The organism is Escherichia sp. WS3227_2 (genome assembly GCF_046486495.1).
Lineage (GTDB): Bacteria > Pseudomonadota > Gammaproteobacteria > Enterobacterales > Enterobacteriaceae > Escherichia > Escherichia coli.
In genome coordinates this window covers 11,947-27,710 of record NZ_JBJQLG010000023.1, presented here as the reverse complement: position 1 = coordinate 27,710, position 15,764 = coordinate 11,947, and the positions used below count along the sequence as shown (strand labels likewise).

27 protein-coding genes are annotated in these 15,764 nt (G+C 49.6%); 2 read left to right on the top strand and 25 right to left on the bottom strand.

The window, feature by feature from the left end:
- Positions 1-44: 44 nt before the first annotated feature.
- The 25 genes from rpmJ to gspA form a co-directional block, all read right to left on the bottom strand.
- Positions 45-161: a 50S ribosomal protein L36 gene (gene rpmJ, locus ACJHXB_RS22810; protein WP_000868187.1), complete on the bottom strand. Its 117-nt coding sequence runs from the start codon at positions 159-161 to the stop codon at positions 45-47.
- Between the two features lie 31 nt (positions 162-192).
- Positions 193-1,524, bottom strand: coding sequence for a preprotein translocase subunit SecY (secY, locus tag ACJHXB_RS22805; RefSeq protein WP_001118861.1), 1,332 nt, complete (start codon positions 1,522-1,524; stop codon positions 193-195).
- Between the two features lie 7 nt (positions 1,525-1,531).
- Positions 1,532-1,966 (bottom strand): 50S ribosomal protein L15, encoded by a 435-nt coding sequence (gene rplO, locus ACJHXB_RS22800; protein ID WP_001238917.1) that lies wholly within the window; start codon positions 1,964-1,966, stop codon positions 1,532-1,534.
- A 3-nt stretch (positions 1,967-1,969) separates the two neighbouring features.
- Positions 1,970-2,149, bottom strand: a complete 180-nt coding sequence (rpmD, locus tag ACJHXB_RS22795; protein WP_001140433.1) for a 50S ribosomal protein L30 — start codon at positions 2,147-2,149, stop codon at positions 1,970-1,972.
- Between the two features lie 3 nt (positions 2,150-2,152).
- Positions 2,153-2,656 carry a 30S ribosomal protein S5 gene (gene rpsE / locus ACJHXB_RS22790; RefSeq protein ID WP_000940121.1) on the bottom strand — a complete coding sequence of 168 codons (504 nt, stop codon included), beginning with the start codon at positions 2,654-2,656 and terminating at the stop codon, positions 2,153-2,155.
- A 14-nt stretch (positions 2,657-2,670) separates the two neighbouring features.
- Complete coding sequence (gene rplR / locus ACJHXB_RS22785) at positions 2,671-3,024, bottom strand: 50S ribosomal protein L18 (RefSeq protein WP_000358960.1); 354 nt, start codon at positions 3,022-3,024, stop codon at positions 2,671-2,673.
- A 9-nt stretch (positions 3,025-3,033) separates the two neighbouring features.
- Entirely contained in the window at positions 3,034-3,567 is a 534-nt protein-coding gene (gene rplF, locus ACJHXB_RS22780) for a 50S ribosomal protein L6 (protein WP_000091945.1), read from the bottom strand.
- A 12-nt stretch (positions 3,568-3,579) separates the two neighbouring features.
- A complete protein-coding gene (gene rpsH / locus ACJHXB_RS22775) occupies positions 3,580-3,972 on the bottom strand; it encodes a 30S ribosomal protein S8 (RefSeq protein ID WP_000062611.1) in 393 nt (130 codons plus the stop codon).
- 33 nt (positions 3,973-4,005) lie between these two features.
- Positions 4,006-4,311: a 30S ribosomal protein S14 gene (rpsN, locus tag ACJHXB_RS22770; RefSeq protein ID WP_001118930.1), complete on the bottom strand. Its 306-nt coding sequence runs from the start codon at positions 4,309-4,311 to the stop codon at positions 4,006-4,008.
- Positions 4,312-4,325: 14 nt separating this feature from the next.
- Positions 4,326-4,865: a 50S ribosomal protein L5 gene (rplE, locus tag ACJHXB_RS22765; RefSeq protein WP_001096200.1), complete on the bottom strand. Its 540-nt coding sequence runs from the start codon at positions 4,863-4,865 to the stop codon at positions 4,326-4,328.
- A 14-nt stretch (positions 4,866-4,879) separates the two neighbouring features.
- Positions 4,880-5,194 (bottom strand): 50S ribosomal protein L24, encoded by a 315-nt coding sequence (gene rplX, locus ACJHXB_RS22760; RefSeq protein WP_000729185.1) that lies wholly within the window; start codon positions 5,192-5,194, stop codon positions 4,880-4,882.
- A 10-nt stretch (positions 5,195-5,204) separates the two neighbouring features.
- On the bottom strand, positions 5,205-5,576 hold the full coding sequence (gene rplN, locus ACJHXB_RS22755) for a 50S ribosomal protein L14 (protein ID WP_000613955.1): 372 nt from the start codon (positions 5,574-5,576) through the stop codon (positions 5,205-5,207).
- A 164-nt stretch (positions 5,577-5,740) separates the two neighbouring features.
- Positions 5,741-5,995, bottom strand: coding sequence for a 30S ribosomal protein S17 (gene rpsQ / locus ACJHXB_RS22750; protein WP_000130100.1), 255 nt, complete (start codon positions 5,993-5,995; stop codon positions 5,741-5,743).
- Positions 5,995-6,186, bottom strand: coding sequence for a 50S ribosomal protein L29 (gene rpmC / locus ACJHXB_RS22745; RefSeq protein WP_000644741.1), 192 nt, complete (start codon positions 6,184-6,186; stop codon positions 5,995-5,997). Before rpmC ends, rpsQ begins: the two co-directional genes overlap by 1 nt.
- Positions 6,186-6,596, bottom strand: coding sequence for a 50S ribosomal protein L16 (gene rplP / locus ACJHXB_RS22740; RefSeq protein WP_000941212.1), 411 nt, complete (start codon positions 6,594-6,596; stop codon positions 6,186-6,188). The genes rpmC and rplP overlap by 1 nt, the downstream gene beginning before the upstream one ends.
- A 12-nt stretch (positions 6,597-6,608) precedes the next feature.
- Complete coding sequence (rpsC, locus tag ACJHXB_RS22735; protein WP_000529945.1) at positions 6,609-7,310, bottom strand: 30S ribosomal protein S3; 702 nt, start codon at positions 7,308-7,310, stop codon at positions 6,609-6,611.
- A 17-nt stretch (positions 7,311-7,327) separates the two neighbouring features.
- Entirely contained in the window at positions 7,328-7,660 is a 333-nt protein-coding gene (rplV, locus tag ACJHXB_RS22730; protein WP_000447529.1) for a 50S ribosomal protein L22, read from the bottom strand.
- Positions 7,661-7,674: 14 nt separating this feature from the next.
- Positions 7,675-7,953 carry a 30S ribosomal protein S19 gene (gene rpsS / locus ACJHXB_RS22725; RefSeq protein WP_001138117.1) on the bottom strand — a complete coding sequence of 93 codons (279 nt, stop codon included), beginning with the start codon at positions 7,951-7,953 and terminating at the stop codon, positions 7,675-7,677.
- Positions 7,954-7,969: 16 nt separating this feature from the next.
- Positions 7,970-8,791 (bottom strand): 50S ribosomal protein L2, encoded by an 822-nt coding sequence (gene rplB, locus ACJHXB_RS22720; RefSeq protein ID WP_000301864.1) that lies wholly within the window; start codon positions 8,789-8,791, stop codon positions 7,970-7,972.
- Positions 8,792-8,808: 17 nt separating this feature from the next.
- A complete protein-coding gene (gene rplW, locus ACJHXB_RS22715) occupies positions 8,809-9,111 on the bottom strand; it encodes a 50S ribosomal protein L23 (protein ID WP_000617544.1) in 303 nt (100 codons plus the stop codon).
- Positions 9,108-9,713 (bottom strand): 50S ribosomal protein L4, encoded by a 606-nt coding sequence (gene rplD, locus ACJHXB_RS22710; protein WP_000424395.1) that lies wholly within the window; start codon positions 9,711-9,713, stop codon positions 9,108-9,110. Before rplD ends, rplW begins: the two co-directional genes overlap by 4 nt.
- A gap of 10 nt (positions 9,714-9,723) precedes the next feature.
- Complete coding sequence (gene rplC / locus ACJHXB_RS22705) at positions 9,724-10,353, bottom strand: 50S ribosomal protein L3 (RefSeq protein ID WP_000579833.1); 630 nt, start codon at positions 10,351-10,353, stop codon at positions 9,724-9,726.
- Between the two features lie 32 nt (positions 10,354-10,385).
- The gene (gene rpsJ, locus ACJHXB_RS22700; protein WP_001181004.1) at positions 10,386-10,697 is read right to left on the bottom strand and encodes a 30S ribosomal protein S10; all 312 of its coding nucleotides are present in this window, start codon (positions 10,695-10,697) and stop codon (positions 10,386-10,388) included.
- Between the two features lie 237 nt (positions 10,698-10,934).
- Positions 10,935-11,354 (bottom strand): putative general secretion pathway protein GspB, encoded by a 420-nt coding sequence (gene gspB / locus ACJHXB_RS22695; protein ID WP_000461440.1) that lies wholly within the window; start codon positions 11,352-11,354, stop codon positions 10,935-10,937.
- A 1-nt stretch (position 11,355) separates the two neighbouring features.
- Positions 11,356-12,825: a type II secretion system protein GspA gene (gene gspA, locus ACJHXB_RS22690; protein ID WP_000107582.1), complete on the bottom strand. Its 1,470-nt coding sequence runs from the start codon at positions 12,823-12,825 to the stop codon at positions 11,356-11,358.
- A gap of 179 nt (positions 12,826-13,004) precedes the next feature.
- On the opposite strand from gspA, the gene gspC reads away from it, so the two are divergent.
- On the top strand, positions 13,005-13,820 hold the full coding sequence (gspC, locus tag ACJHXB_RS22685; protein WP_001469472.1) for a type II secretion system protein GspC: 816 nt from the start codon (positions 13,005-13,007) through the stop codon (positions 13,818-13,820).
- Complete coding sequence (gspD, locus tag ACJHXB_RS22680) at positions 13,804-15,756, top strand: type II secretion system secretin GspD (RefSeq protein ID WP_001604902.1); 1,953 nt, start codon at positions 13,804-13,806, stop codon at positions 15,754-15,756. Before gspC ends, gspD begins: the two co-directional genes overlap by 17 nt.
- Positions 15,757-15,764: the final 8 nt, after the last annotated feature.

Sequence of the window (15,764 nt, the reverse complement as noted above, 5' to 3'; positions counted from 1 at the left end):
CTAGCCAGCTCAACCCAACTTTGCAAGAAAAATATGCGAAAAAATCAGCCTTGGCGCTGTTTATGCTTCGGCTCGGCACTGCAAATCACACGGATGACACCATCACGCTTAACGATTTTGCAGTTACGGCATAATTTCTTGACGGAAGCACGAACTTTCATTTTTACTCTCCGTAACTTCTCGGGCGACCAATTATCGGCCGTAGCCTTTCAGGTTCGCCTTCTTCAATGCAGACTCATACTGACTGGACATCATCAGAGTTTGCACTTGAGCCATAAAGTCCATAATCACGACAACAACGATAAGCAGTGAGGTCCCACCGAAGTAGAACGGTACTTTCATTGCATCACGCATGAACTCCGGGATCAGGCAGATAAAGGTAATATACAGCGCACCAACCAGGGTCAGGCGGGTCATTACTTTATCGATATACTTCGCCGTTTGCTCTCCCGGACGAATTCCTGGTACAAATGCACCGGACTTCTTCAGGTTATCTGCTGTTTCACGCGGGTTGAAAACCAACGCCGTGTAGAAGAAACAGAAGAAGATGATTGCAGACGCATAGAGTAACACATAAAGCGGTTGCCCAGGCTGCAAATACAGCGAAATTGTTGTCAGCCAGTTCCAACCAGTACCGCCCCCGAACCATGACGCGATGGTCGCCGGGAACAGAATAATACTGGAAGCGAAGATTGCCGGGATTACCCCCGCCATATTCACTTTCAGCGGTAAATGTGTGCTCTGTGCAGCATAGACACGACGACCTTGCTGACGTTTCGCGTAGTTTACCACAATGCGGCGTTGACCACGCTCAACAAATACAACAAAGAACGTCACTGCAAATACTAATACTGCAACCAACAGCAACACGAGGAAGTGCAGGTCGCCTTGACGCGCTTGCTCGATAGTATGGGCAATGGCTGGCGGGAGTCCCGCGACAATACCGGCGAAGATAATGATTGAAATACCGTTGCCGATACCTCGTTCAGTGATCTGTTCGCCCAACCACATCAGGAACATGGTTCCTGTGACCAGACTTACAACAGCGGTGAAGTAGAATGCAAAGCCCGGGTTAATCACCAGGCCTTGCATACCAGGCATATTCGGCAGACCGGTAGCAATACCGATCGACTGGAATATTGCCAGCACCAGAGTACCGTAGCGGGTGTACTGGCTGATCTTACGACGACCAGACTCCCCTTCTTTCTTAATTTCTGCCAACGTTGGGTGAACCACCGTCAGCAGCTGGATAATGATCGACGCCGAAATATACGGCATGATCCCCAGAGCAAAGATAGAAGCACGGCTGAGAGCACCACCAGAGAACATGTTAAACATTTCAATGATGGTGCCCCGCTGTTGCTCAAGCAGTTTGGCAAGTACAGCGGCATCAATACCAGGGATCGGAATAAAAGAGCCAATACGGAACACAATCAGCGCACCGATAACAAACAGCAGTCTGCGTTTCAGCTCGCCTAAGCCACCTTTGGCACTTTGAAAATCTAATCCCGGTTGTTTAGCCATCTGCTACTTATTCCTCGATTTTACCGCCAGCAGCTTCGATAGCAGCACGAGCGCCTTTAGTAACACGCAGGCCACGAACAGTTACCGGAGTAGTTACTTCGCCAGCCAGGATCACTTTCGCGAACTCGATCTGGATACCGATAATGTTAGCCGCTTTCAGCGTGTTCAGGTCTACAACACCGCCTTCTACTTTAGCCAGGTCAGACAGACGAACTTCGGCTGTAATCGCTGCTTTACGAGAAGTGAAGCCGAATTTCGGCAGACGACGGTACAGAGGCATCTGACCACCCTCGAAACCGCGACGTACGCCACCGCCAGAACGAGACTTCTGACCTTTGTGACCACGACCACCGGTTTTACCGAGGCCAGAACCGATACCACGACCCAGGCGTTTACCCGCCTTTTTGGAGCCTTCGGCCGGAGACAGAGTATTTAAACGCATCTCTTACTCCTCAACTTTAACCATGAAGGAAACCGCGTTGATCATACCGCGAATAGCAGGAGTATCCTCGCGCTCTACGGTGTGACCAATACGACGCAGACCCAGGCCAAGCAGCGTTGCCTTGTGTTTCGGCAGACGACCGATTGCACTGCGGGTTTGAGTAATTTTAATAGTCTTTGCCATGGTTTATTTCCCCAGAATTTCTTCAACGGATTTACCACGCTTGGCAGCGACCATTTCTGGAGAATTCATATTTTCCAGGCCATCGATAGTTGCACGAACCACGTTAATCGGGTTGGTGGAACCATACGCTTTAGCCAGTACGTTATGAACCCCAGCGACTTCCAGAACGGCGCGCATTGCACCACCGGCGATGATACCGGTACCTTCGGAAGCCGGCTGCATGAATACGCGAGAACCCGTATGAACACCTTTAACAGGGTGTTGCAGAGTGCCGTTATTCAGCGCGACGTTAATCATATTGCGACGGGCTTTTTCCATCGCTTTCTGGATCGCTGCTGGAACTTCACGCGCTTTACCGTAACCAAAACCAACGCGACCGTTACCATCGCCAACTACAGTCAGAGCTGTGAAGGAGAAAATACGACCACCTTTAACGGTTTTAGATACGCGGTTTACCGCGATCAGCTTTTCCTGCAGTTCGCCAGCTTGTTTTTCGATGTGAGCCATCTTACACCTCTACCTTAGAACTGAAGGCCAGCTTCACGGGCAGCATCTGCCAGTGCCTGGACACGACCATGATATTGGAACCCGGAACGGTCAAAGGATACATCTTTGATGCCTTTTTCCAGAGCGCGTTCAGCGACAGCTTTACCCACAGCTGCAGCCGCGTCTTTGTTACCGGTGTACTTCAGTTGTTCAGCGATAGCTTTTTCTACAGTAGAAGCAGCTACCAGAACTTCAGAACCGTTCGGTGCAATTACCTGTGCGTAAATGTGACGCGGGGTACGATGTACCACCAGGCGAGTTGCGCCCAGCTCCTGGAGCTTGCGGCGTGCGCGGGTCGCACGACGGATACGAGCAGATTTCTTATCCATAGTGTTACCTTACTTCTTCTTAGCCTCTTTGGTACGCACGACTTCGTCGGCGTAACGAACACCCTTGCCTTTGTAAGGCTCAGGACGACGGTAGGCGCGCAGATCCGCTGCAACCTGGCCGATCACCTGCTTATCAGCGCCTTTCAGCACGATTTCAGTCTGAGTCGGACATTCAGCAGTGATACCCGCAGGCAGCTGATGGTCAACAGGATGAGAGAAACCCAGAGACAGGTTAATCACATTGCCTTTAACCGCTGCACGGTAACCTACACCAACCAGCTGCAGCTTCTTAGTGAAGCCTTCGGTAACACCGATAACCATTGAGTTCAGCAGGGCACGCGCGGTACCAGCCTGTGCCCAACCGTCTGCGTAACCATCACGCGGACCGAAGGTCAGGGTATTATCTGCATGTTTAACTTCAACAGCATCGTTGAGAGTACGAGTCAGCTCGCCGTTTTTACCTTTGATCGTAATAACCTGACCGTTGATTTTTACGTCAACGCCGGCAGGAACAACGACCGGTGCTTTAGCAACACGAGACATTTTTTCCTCCGATTAGGCTACGTAGCAGATAATTTCGCCACCAAGACCAGCCTGGCGCGCTGCACGATCAGTCATAACACCTTTAGAGGTAGAAACAACTGCGATACCCAGACCCGCCATAACTTTCGGCAGCTCATCTTTACGTTTATAGATGCGCAGACCTGGGCGGCTGACACGCTGAATGCTTTCTACAACAGCTTTGCCCTGGAAATACTTCAGAGTAAGTTCCAGTTCAGGCTTGGTGTCGCCTTCAACTTTAAAATCTTCAATAAAACCTTCTTCCTTCAGCACGTTGGCGATTGCCACTTTCAGCTTGGAGGAAGGCATGGTGACCGCAGCTTTGTTCGCGGCCTGACCGTTACGGATACGGGTCAGCATATCCGCGATCGGATCTTGCATGCTCATCTGTCTTTACTCCCGTGATTCAATTGGTGACAATTACCAGCTAGCCTTTTTCAGACCCGGGATTTCACCGCGCATAGCGGCTTCACGGACCTTAATACGGCTCAACCCGAACTTCCGCAGGAAACCATGCGGACGACCTGTTTGACGGCAGCGGTTACGCTGACGAGACGGGCTGGAATCACGCGGCAGAGTCTGCAGCTTGAGAACAGCGTTCCAACGATCTTCGTCGGAAGCGTTCACATCAGAGATGATCGCTTTCAGTTCAGCGCGTTTCGCGAAGTATTTATCAGCTAAAGCTACGCGTTTTACTTCGCGTGCTTTCATTGATTGCTTAGCCATTTAGTAACCCTACCTTACTTGCGGAACGGGAAGTCAAAGGCAGCCAGCAGAGCGCGGCCTTCTTCGTCAGATTTCGCAGTAGTGGTAATGGTAATATCCAAACCACGAACGCGGTCGACTTTATCGTAGTCGATTTCTGGGAAGATGATCTGCTCACGGACACCCATGCTGTAGTTACCACGACCGTCGAAAGACTTAGCGGACAGGCCACGGAAGTCACGGATACGAGGTACAGCAATAGTGATCAGGCGCTCAAAGAACTCCCACATGCGTTCGCCACGCAGAGTTACTTTACAGCCGATCGGATAGCCCTGACGGATTTTGAAGCCTGCAACAGATTTGCGTGCTTTGGTGATCAGCGGTTTTTGACCGGAGATTGCTGCCAGGTCTGCTGCTGCGTTATCCAGCAGTTTTTTGTCAGCGATCGCTTCACCAACACCCATGTTCAGGGTGATCTTCTCGACCCGAGGGACTTGCATGACAGAATTGTAGTTAAACTCAGTCATGAGTTTTTTAACTACTTCGTCTTTGTAGTAATCATGCAGTTTCGCCATCGTACTACTCCAAATTACTTGATAGTTTCGCTGTTAGACTTGAAGAAACGGACTTTTTTACCGTCTTCGAATCTAAAGCCTACACGGTCAGCCTTGCCGGTTGCCGCATTGAAGATTGCTACGTTGGAAACCTGAATAGCGGCTTCTTTTTCAACGATGCCACCCGGTTGGTTCAGGGCCGGAACCGGCTTCTGATGTTTCTTAACCAGGTTGATACCTTCAACAATGACCTTGCCGGAAGACAGGACATTCTTAACTTTACCGCGTTTACCTTTATCTTTACCGGTTAACACGATAACTTCGTCATCACGACGGATTTTCGCTGCCATGATTCGCTCCTTAGAGTACTTCTGGTGCCAGAGAGATAATTTTCATGAACTTCTCACTACGAAGCTCACGAGTTACCGGCCCAAAAATACGCGTACCGATAGGCTGCTCGCTGTTGTTGTTCAGAAGAACACAAGCATTACCATCGAAGCGAATGACAGAACCGTCCGGGCGACGAACACCCTTCTTGGTGCGCACCACTACCGCCTTCAGCACATCACCTTTTTTGACCTTACCACGCGGAATTGCTTCTTTGATGGTGATCTTGATGATGTCGCCTACGCCTGCGTAGCGACGGTGCGAGCCACCCAGAACCTTGATACACATTACGCGACGTGCACCGGAGTTGTCGGCGACGTTCAGCATAGTCTGTTCTTGGATCATTTTAGTGCTCCGCTAATGTCAACTACTACTGAGACCCGAAAATCAGGTCGTTAAAAATCCCCATATCGAGGGCGCGGCATTATAACACCGCTTCAAGGATATGGGTAGAAAAAATAAACGGCTCATTTCTGAGCCGTTTATTCGTATCGAGAGAGTGTACTGTATTACAGAACCGCTTTCTCTACAACGCGAACCAGCGTCCAGGATTTAGTCTTGGACAGCGGACGGCATTCGCGGATTTCAACCACGTCACCGATACCGCATTCGTTGTTCTCGTCATGTACGTGCAGTTTGGTCGTACGCTTGATGAATTTACCGTAGATCGGGTGTTTCACAAAACGTTCGATAGCAACAACAATGGATTTCTCCATTTTGTCGCTAACAACGCGACCTTGCAGAGTACGGATTTTATCGGTCATTACGCACCCGCCTTCTCGTTCAGTAAAGTCTTAACGCGTGCGACATCGCGACGCACTTGCTTCAACAGGTGAGACTGTTGCAGCTGGCCACTTGCAGCCTGCATACGCAGGTTGAACTGCTCACGCAGCAGGTTCAGCAGCTCGGTGTTCAGCTCTTCAACGCTCTTCTCACGCAGCTCTTTTGCTTTCATTACATCACCGTCTTAGTTACAAAGGTGGTTTTAATCGGCAGTTTCGCTGCTGCCAGCTTGAATGCTTCACGGGCCAGCTCTTCCGGAACACCGTCCATTTCATACAGGACTTTACCCGGCTGAATCAAGGCAACCCAATACTCCACGTTACCTTTACCTTTACCCATACGCACTGCCAGCGGCTTTTCAGTGATCGGTTTGTCCGGGAACACACGGATCCAGATCTTACCTTGACGCTTAACTGCACGGGTCATAGCACGACGTGCTGCTTCGATCTGACGTGCAGTCAGACGACCACGGCCAACAGCTTTCAGACCGAAGCTGCCGAAGCTAACATCCGTACCCTGCGCCAGACCGCGGTTACGGCCTTTGTGCATTTTACGGAATTTTGTACGCTTTGGTTGTAACATCAGCGACGCTCCTTATTTACGGCCTTTACGCTGCTGCTTTTTAGGCTGAGCAGCCGGTTTTTCCGGTTGTTCAACAGCAGCCATACCACCCAGGATCTCGCCTTTGAAGATCCACACTTTAACGCCGATTACACCGTAAGTGGTGTGCGCTTCAGAGGTGTTGTAGTCGATGTCAGCACGCAGAGTGTGCAGCGGTACGCGACCTTCGCGGTACCATTCGGTACGTGCGATTTCCGCGCCGCCCAGACGGCCGCTAACTTCAACTTTGATACCTTTAGCGCCCAGACGCATTGCGTTCTGTACAGCACGCTTCATAGCACGACGGAACATAACGCGACGTTCCAGCTGAGAAGTGATGCTGTCAGCAACCAGTTTTGCGTCCAGTTCAGGCTTACGAACTTCGGCGATGTTGATCTGTGCAGGAACGCCAGCGATGTCCGCTACGACCTTACGCAGTTTTTCTACGTCTTCACCTTTTTTACCGATAACGATACCCGGGCGAGCAGTGTGAATGGTTACACGGATGCTCTTAGCCGGACGCTCGATAACGATACGAGATACGGACGCTTTAGCCAGTTCCTTAGTCAGGTACTGACGTACTTTAAAATCGCTGTCCAGGTTGTCAGCGAATTCTTTGGTGTTCGCAAACCAGGTAGAGTTCCATGGTTTTACAATACCCAGGCGAATACCATTAGGATGTACTTTCTGACCCATTGCTAGTCTCCAGAGTCTCAGCGATCGGACACAACCACAGTGATGTGGCTGGTGCGCTTCAGGATGCGATCTGCACGACCTTTTGCACGCGGCATAATGCGCTTCATGCTCGGGCCTTCGTCTACGAAAATTTTCGTAACTTTCAGATCGTCAATGTCAGCGCCATCGTTGTGTTCAGCGTTAGCAATGGCAGATTCCAGAACTTTCTTGACCAGTACAGCCGCTTTCTTGTTGGTGTAGGTCAAAATATCCAGAGCCTGCGACACTTTCTTACCGCGAATCAGGTCAGCAACAAGGCGAACCTTCTGAGCAGAAGAACGAGCATGGCGATGTTTAGCGATAGTTTCCATCTCTTCCTCCTACCTTATTTCTTCTTCGCTTTTTTATCAGCAGCGTGGCCGCGATAAGTACGAGTCGGTGCGAATTCACCCAGTTTGTGACCGACCATTTCGTCGGTTACAAATACCGGAACGTGCTGACGACCATTATGGACAGCGATGGTCAAACCGATCATGTTAGGAAAGATCGTTGAACGACGGGACCAAGTGCGCAGGGGCTTCTTGTCTCCGCTTTCCACCGCTTTCTCTACCTTCTTCAGCAAGTGCAGGTCAATAAAAGGACCTTTCTTGAGAGAACGTGGCATGGCTTATCCTCTAAAATTATTTGCTACGGCGACGTACGATGAATTTATCAGTACGCTTGTTGCTGCGGGTCTTCTTACCTTTGGTCTGAACGCCCCACGGAGTTACCGGGTGCTTACCAAAGTTACGACCTTCACCACCACCATGTGGGTGGTCTACCGGGTTCATCGCGGTACCGCGAACGGTCGGACGAACACCACGCCAGCGTGCAGCACCTGCTTTACCCAGAACGCGCAGCATATGCTCAGCATTGCCAACTTCGCCCAGAGTTGCACGGCAGTCTGCTTCTACTTTACGCATTTCACCAGAACGCAGACGCAGGGTGACATAAGCACCATCACGAGCAACGATCTGAACGTAAGTACCAGCGGAACGTGCCAGCTGACCGCCTTTACCTGGTTTCATTTCTACGTTATGAACAGTAGAACCAACCGGGATGTTGCGCATCGGCAGGGTGTTACCTGGTTTGATTGCAGCATCAACGCCAGACTGAATCTGGTCGCCAGCTTTCAGGCCTTTAGGGGCCAGGATGTAACGGCGTTCACCGTCTTTGTACAGAACCAGCGCGATGTTCGCGGAACGGTTCGGATCGTACTCAAGACGTTCAACAACTGCCGGGATACCGTCTTTGTTGCGTTTGAAGTCAACAATACGGTAAGCCTGCTTGTGGCCACCACCGATATGACGAGTGGTGATACGGCCATTGTTGTTACGACCACCGGATTTGCTGTTTTTTTCCAGCAACGGAGCAAAAGGTTTGCCCTTGTGCAGCTCAGGGTTAACCACTTTAACAACGTGGCGACGACCCGGAGATGTCGGTTTACATTTAACAACTGCCATTGTATTACTCCTCCGACTTACTCAGCGCCGCCAACGAAGTCCAGATTCTGGCCTTCTTTCAGGGTGACGTAAGCTTTTTTCCAGTCGCTACGACGACCGATACGCTGTCCGTGACGTTTAACTTTCCCTTTAACTACCAGGGTGTTAACGACTTCGACTTCGACTTCAAACAGTTTCTGCACAGCAGCTTTGATTTCTGCTTTGGTCGCGTCTTTAGCAACTTTGAGTACGATGGTGTTGGATTTTTCCATCGCAGTAGACGCTTTTTCAGAAACGTGCGGTGCACGCAGCACCTTCAGCAGACGTTCTTCACGAATCATGCCAGCATCTCCTCAACTTGCTTAACAGCATCAGCAGTCATTACGACTTTGTCGAAGGCGATCAGGCTAACCGGGTCGATACCAGTTGCATCGCGTACGTCAACCTTGTGCAGGTTGCGCGCAGCCAGGAACAGGTTTTCGTCCAGCTCACCGGTGATGATCAGCACATCTTCCAGAGCCATGTCTTTCAGTTTCTGTGCCAGCAGCTTAGTTTTCGGCGCTTCTACAGAGAACTTCTCGACAACGATCAGACGATCCTGACGTACCAGTTCGGACAGGATGCTTTTCAGCGCGCCGCGGTACATCTTCTTGTTAACTTTTTGACTGTGGTCCTGCGGACGAGCAGCAAAGGTCACGCCACCAGAACGCCAGATCGGGCTCTTGATAGAACCAGAACGCGCACGGCCGGTGCCTTTCTGGCGCCACGGTTTTTTACCGGAACCAGTTACTTCAGCACGAGTCTTCTGAGCACGAGTACCCTGACGAGCACCAGCTGCATAAGCAACAACAACCTGGTGAACCAGCGCTTCGTTGAAATCACGACCGAAGGTAGTTTCGGAAACAGTCAGCGCGCTCTGCGCGTCTTTCAATACTAATTCCATTGCTATCTCCTTACGCCTTCACAGCTGGTTTAACGATCAGGTCGCTACCGGTTGCACCCGGGACAGCACCTTTAACCAGCAGCAGGTTGCGCTCAGCGTCAACGCGTACTACGTCAAGGCTCTGAACGGTTACACGTTCGTTACCCATCTGACCTGCCATTTTCTTGCCTTTGAACACTTTGCCCGGAGTCTGGTTCTGACCGATAGAACCCGGAACGCGGTGAGACAAGGAGTTACCGTGAGTAGCGTCCTGGGTACGGAAGTTCCAGCGCTTAACGGTACCTGCGAAACCTTTACCTTTAGAGGTGCCAGTTACGTCAACTTTTTTAACGTCAGCAAACAGTTCAACGCTAATGCTCTGACCTACAGTGAACTCTTCGCCTTCAGCCAGGCGGAATTCCCACAGACCACGGCCAGCTTCTACGCCAGCTTTAGCGAAGTGGCCAGCTTCAGGCTTGGTCACACGGTTAGCTTTTTTAGCACCGGTGGTCACCTGAATAGCACGGTAGCCATCGTTAGCCAGGTCTTTAACCTGAGTAACGCGGTTTGCTTCAACTTCGATTACGGTTACTGGGATAGAAACGCCGTCTTCTGTGAAGATACGGGTCATACCCACTTTTTTACCGACTAAACCAATCATTGTTTCAACCTCTCAATCGCTCAATGACCTGATTAACCCAGGCTGATCTGCACGTCTACACCGGCAGCCAGATCCAGACGCATCAGAGCATCAACGGTTTTCTCGGTTGGCTCAACGATGTCAACCAGACGCAAGTGAGTACGGATTTCGTACTGATCGCGCGCGTCTTTGTTGACGTGCGGGGAGATCAGAACAGTGAAGCGCTCTTTGCGTGTCGGCAGCGGGATCGGACCACGGACCTGCGCACCAGTGCGCTTGGCAGTCTCGACGATTTCCGCGGTTGCTTGATCGATCAGACGATGATCAAACGCTTTCAGGCGGATACGGATTCTTTGGTTCTGCATGAGACCAGAGCTCCAATTATTTTATAAACGAAAATGATTACTCCTCAGACCCATTACGATTGATGGGAGAGTGTAACCGTTCTTACGTAGCTCCCCGATTGGGAGCATTGTTAGGTAGCCAAATTCGGCTAACTGAGGTTCAGATTGAACCTGCTGTCAACTACGACAAGCCCGCGCATTATACATACTTAACCACCGAACGCAAGCGTATTGCTAGTAAAGTAAACAGCTTTCGGGTTATCTCTCAAGTTCGTTCAGCGCATTTTTGACACGCTCTCTTAAACCGGCTTTCTCGTCGCTTTCTTCTACAGTATTTTCTTCGTCTTCAGAAGAAGAGGGGGCATTCTCAACCGCGACGCCTGGGTCATCTTCCTCCTCGACGGATTCGACGACGGGGAGTGGCTGTTTTTTGAAGAAATAGTGTTGTGTTGATTGTTTAAAAGCAGGCGTTTCAGCATCTACTGTGACTTCTGCTTTTACTATCCAAAGCGCCCATAGCTGCCTGGCATACCCACCAACCAACACCATTCCTGCAAACCACAGGCAAATCAGCAATAAACAAATGACATATATTATGGTGCTGTGTTTTTGTCGGGAGAAGATACCAGGGTGACCTGTTTCTTTCTGCTCACGCGCGGCGATATAGAATTCAAACATGTCATTTCCCCTTCACTGTTGTTTCCGGGGAAATATTTGCTTCATCCCGATATAAGTAGGCACTCTCCCCTGCCACCTGCCAGAGATGTACTAACGTTGAAAAGCCAACAACACCGTCAGTTTTCAAGTGGTGGCTTTTTTGAAATTGCTTTATTTTTTCTACCAACAAGGGACGCCACTCTGCCGAAGGTTCTGTCGAAATATGCAATGCGCGGTTTAACATCGTTTCCAGCCAGAGAATCTCTTCCTCGCTGCTATCACGCGTAATGGTACTCTCCCCTTCCGGCGACATTTTCCATAACAGAAGATAATCACCCGTCCATACCGACTCAAACCATTGATGTGTCAGCGTCCAGGTTTGCTGCCCTACGAGGACATCAACGGTAGCATCACCGACGCGAACGACCACAACAGGCAATTTTTTGTCCCCGACTTTAAGCGATGCGATCCAGGGCAAATTCTGATCTACCAATGTTTGTAAAGAAGCATTCCCACTTTTACATGCCAGCCCCGCTCTTACTGCCTGATCGCACCAGGCCGAATCAGCTGGGACCTCGTACCCCCATACGCCGTATAACACGCTTAGCGCCTCACTATCGCGCATCACTACATGAGCAATATCCTTAGTCATATCTTGTTTAACTACTGGCGTTACGGGTACCAGCCACGCAGGAACGGGGAACGGATCTGTGAAAGAGGACAGCAGTAGCCAACCACAGGTAAGTGCGATAATGGTTCCACTCATCACCACGGCAAGCTGCATTTTCCGGGGGCGGTTATCACCTAATACGCGGTAAATCATTCGCCAATGTTTTGCAGTGAAAACGCTGGTCTGCTCGGCTTGCTGTAATAAGCTAATTGTTTCGCCGGCAAGCGCCAGCTTTCTGCGATCTCCCCGACATAATAAAGCTATCCGTTTCAGAACTCTGGCGGTTAAAAGGAGATCGGGCTGGTCAATATTCTGACCTTCAAGGATGCTTGCCTTAAGCTCGTGCTCCGTCAGACGTCCTGTCGAGACAAGTTCAATGCCCTGTTTTTTAAAATCACGTTCGACTTTTCGATCGGGTCTGCCGATCAGCAAAAATTGACCGTCAGGAATAAGAGATATCGCGCGTTGGAGATCATCAAGTATGCGGCGGTGATTCAGGTGAGCATTTTCAATAATAATAAGAGGGCAGCAACTATCAGTTCGATGAAGCGCATGCAGTAATTGACCCGCCATCTCATCTCGCGTCCAGGCGCTGTCACGGCAGCCCTGTTCAGCCGCGTTATCGTCGGTAACGATCCATGCGGCCTTACCTTGCCAGGAAACAACGAGGCTTAAAGTAATCACACGGCGATGTTTATCTTTTTGTAGTTGCTGCGCCAGCCAGGTTTTTCCACTTCCAGCCTCACCCAACAAATAGCACAGACGCCAGGTCTGACGTTTCTCACGCAACCAGGAAAGAATAACTTCTCTTCTCGTAGACATAGAACTTCCTGTTTTAATTATTGATTATCCTTAATCATAAAAATAATGTATGTATTTATTAATTAAATACATATTACTAATATAAATAAATTTTGCTTGATTCATGCAAGCGGCATTAATACTATTTATACTAACGTCAATATACAACCCACCCAATCTATTTTATTAGAACATACATCGTGCCCACACTACGCTTCCCCTTCCATCTGGCGAATCATAATAAAGATGCTGCCATCAATATATTGATTATATTTATAAGTATAGGGCTGATTATTTTTAATGTGAATTGTTTCCATACAACTATAGTTAAAAATGGACAGATCATTAATCAACCAACAAATGCATTTCAGTCTGAGTTCAGCCTTGCCGCTTTATGGCGCAACGATAATCATGCTGGGGTAAAAGATGCAAATCCCGTGGCAGTTAATCAGGAAACACCGAAGCTCTCTATAGCGCTTAATGGTATTGTACTCACATCGAATGATGAGACTTCTTTTGTCTTAATTAATGAGGGGAGCGAACAAAAGCGATACTCCCTCAACGAAGCCCTTGAGTCAGCGCCGGGAACGTTTATTAGAAAAATAAATAAAACCAGCGTTGTGTTTGAAACTCACGGGCATTACGAAAAAGTAACTCTCCATCCAGGGCTACCTGACATCATCAAGCAGCCTGATTCGGAAAGTCAAAATGTACTCGCTGATTATATTATCGCCACGCCTATACGTGATGGAGAACAGATATACGGGCTTCGATTGAACCCTCGTAAGGGCCTCAATGCATTTACCACCAGCTTGCTACAACCAGGGGATATCGCCCTCAGGATCAATAATCTTTCGCTGACCCACCCTGATGAGGTTTCACAGGCATTAAGTTTACTGCTAACTCAACAAAGTGCTCAGTTTACAATTCGTCGCAACGGCGTACCCCGCTTGATAAATGTTTCCGTCGCGGAACTTACAGGAATGAATGGACAGCGTCATGAAAGGACTCAATAAAATCACCTGCTGCTTGCTGGCAGCACTACTCATGCCTTGTGCAGGGCACGCTGAGAACGAACAATACGGCGCGAACTTCAATAACGCCGATATCCGCCAGTTCGTGGAAATAGTGGGTCAGCATCTTGGCAAAACGATCCTGATCGACCCTTCGGTACAGGGAACCATTTCCGTACGCAGTAATGATACGTTTAGCCAACAGGAGTACTACCAGTTCTTTTTAAGTATTCTTGATCTTTACGGTTATTCCGTGATCACGCTGGACAATGGTTTTCTGAAAGTGGTGCGCTCAGCTAATGTAAAAACATCACCAGGGATGATTGCTGACAGTTCTCGTCCTGGCGCTGGTGATGAGTTGGTCACTCGTATCGTACCGCTTGAGAACGTTCCTGCTCGTGATCTTGCCCCTCTGCTTCGCCAAATGATGGATGGCGGCAGCGTCGGCAATGTCGTGCATTATGAACCCTCCAACGTTCTTATTCTGACCGGTCGTGCCTCCACCATTAATAAACTGATTGAAGTCATAAAGCGCGTTGATGTCATCGGCACAGAGAAGCAGCAAATTATTCATCTGGAATATGCGTCAGCGGAAGATCTCGCAGAGATTCTTAATCAATTAATCAGCGAAAGCCATGGTAAAAGCCAGATGCCTGCCCTCCTTTCCGCGAAGATTGTGGCGGATAAGCGAACCAACTCTCTTATCATCAGCGGGCCGGAAAAAGCACGCCAGCGCATCACTTCATTACTGGAAAGCCTTGATGTAGAAGAGAGCGAGGAAGGAAATACCCGGGTCTATTACCTGAAATATGCTAAAGCCACGAATCTGGTGGAAGTGCTAACCGGTGTTTCCGAAAAGCTGAAAGATGAAAAAGGGAATTCGCGTAAGCCTTCTTCTACTTCTGCGATGGATAATGTGGCCATTACCGCCGATGAACAGACCAACTCGTTGGTCATTACCGCTGACCAGCCCGTCCAGGAGAAACTCGCCACGGTAATTGCACGTCTGGATATTCGCCGTGCACAGGTGCTGGTTGAGGCAATCATCGTTGAAGTTCAGGATGGAAATGGACTTAATCTGGGCGTGCAATGGGCGAATAAAAACGTTGGCGCACAGCAATTTACCAATACGGGATTACCGATTTTTAACGCTGCGCAAGGTGTGGCTGATTATAAAAAGAATGGCGGGATCACCAGCGCGAATCCTGCCTGGGATATGTTTAGCGCCTACAATGGCATGGCCGCAGGCTTCTTCAATGGCGACTGGGGCGTATTGTTGACTGCGCTGGCCAGTAACAATAAAAATGACATCCTCGCCACCCCAAGCATCGTAACGCTGGATAATAAACTCGCGTCCTTCAACGTTGGCCAGGATGTGCCGGTGCTATCCGGGTCACAGACCACTTCAGGCGATAACGTCTTTAATACCGTCGAACGCAAAACGGTGGGCACAAAACTCAAAGTCACTCCGCAGGTCAATGAAGGCGACGCGGTACTGCTCGAAATAGAGCAGGAGGTTTCCAGCGTTGACTCTTCGTCTAATTCGACGCTCGGCCCGACATTTAACACCCGTACTATTCAAAACGCCGTGCTGGTAAAAACCGGTGAAACGGTGGTCCTGGGCGGATTGCTGGACGATTTCTCTAAAGAACAAGTGTCAAAGGTTCCTCTGCTTGGCGATATTCCTTTAGTGGGGCAACTTTTCCGCTATACCTCGACCGAGCGCGCTAAACGCAACCTGATGGTGTTTATCCGCCCGACGATTATTCGTGACGATGATGTTTATCGCTCGCTATCGAAAGAGAAATACACCCGTTACCGTCAGGAGCAGCAACAGCGGATCGACGGGAAATCAAAAGCGCTGGTTGGCTCGGAAGATTTGCCGGTGCTGGATGAGAACACGTTCAACAGCCATACCCCTGCGCCCTCGGCACGGTAAGGCATTCT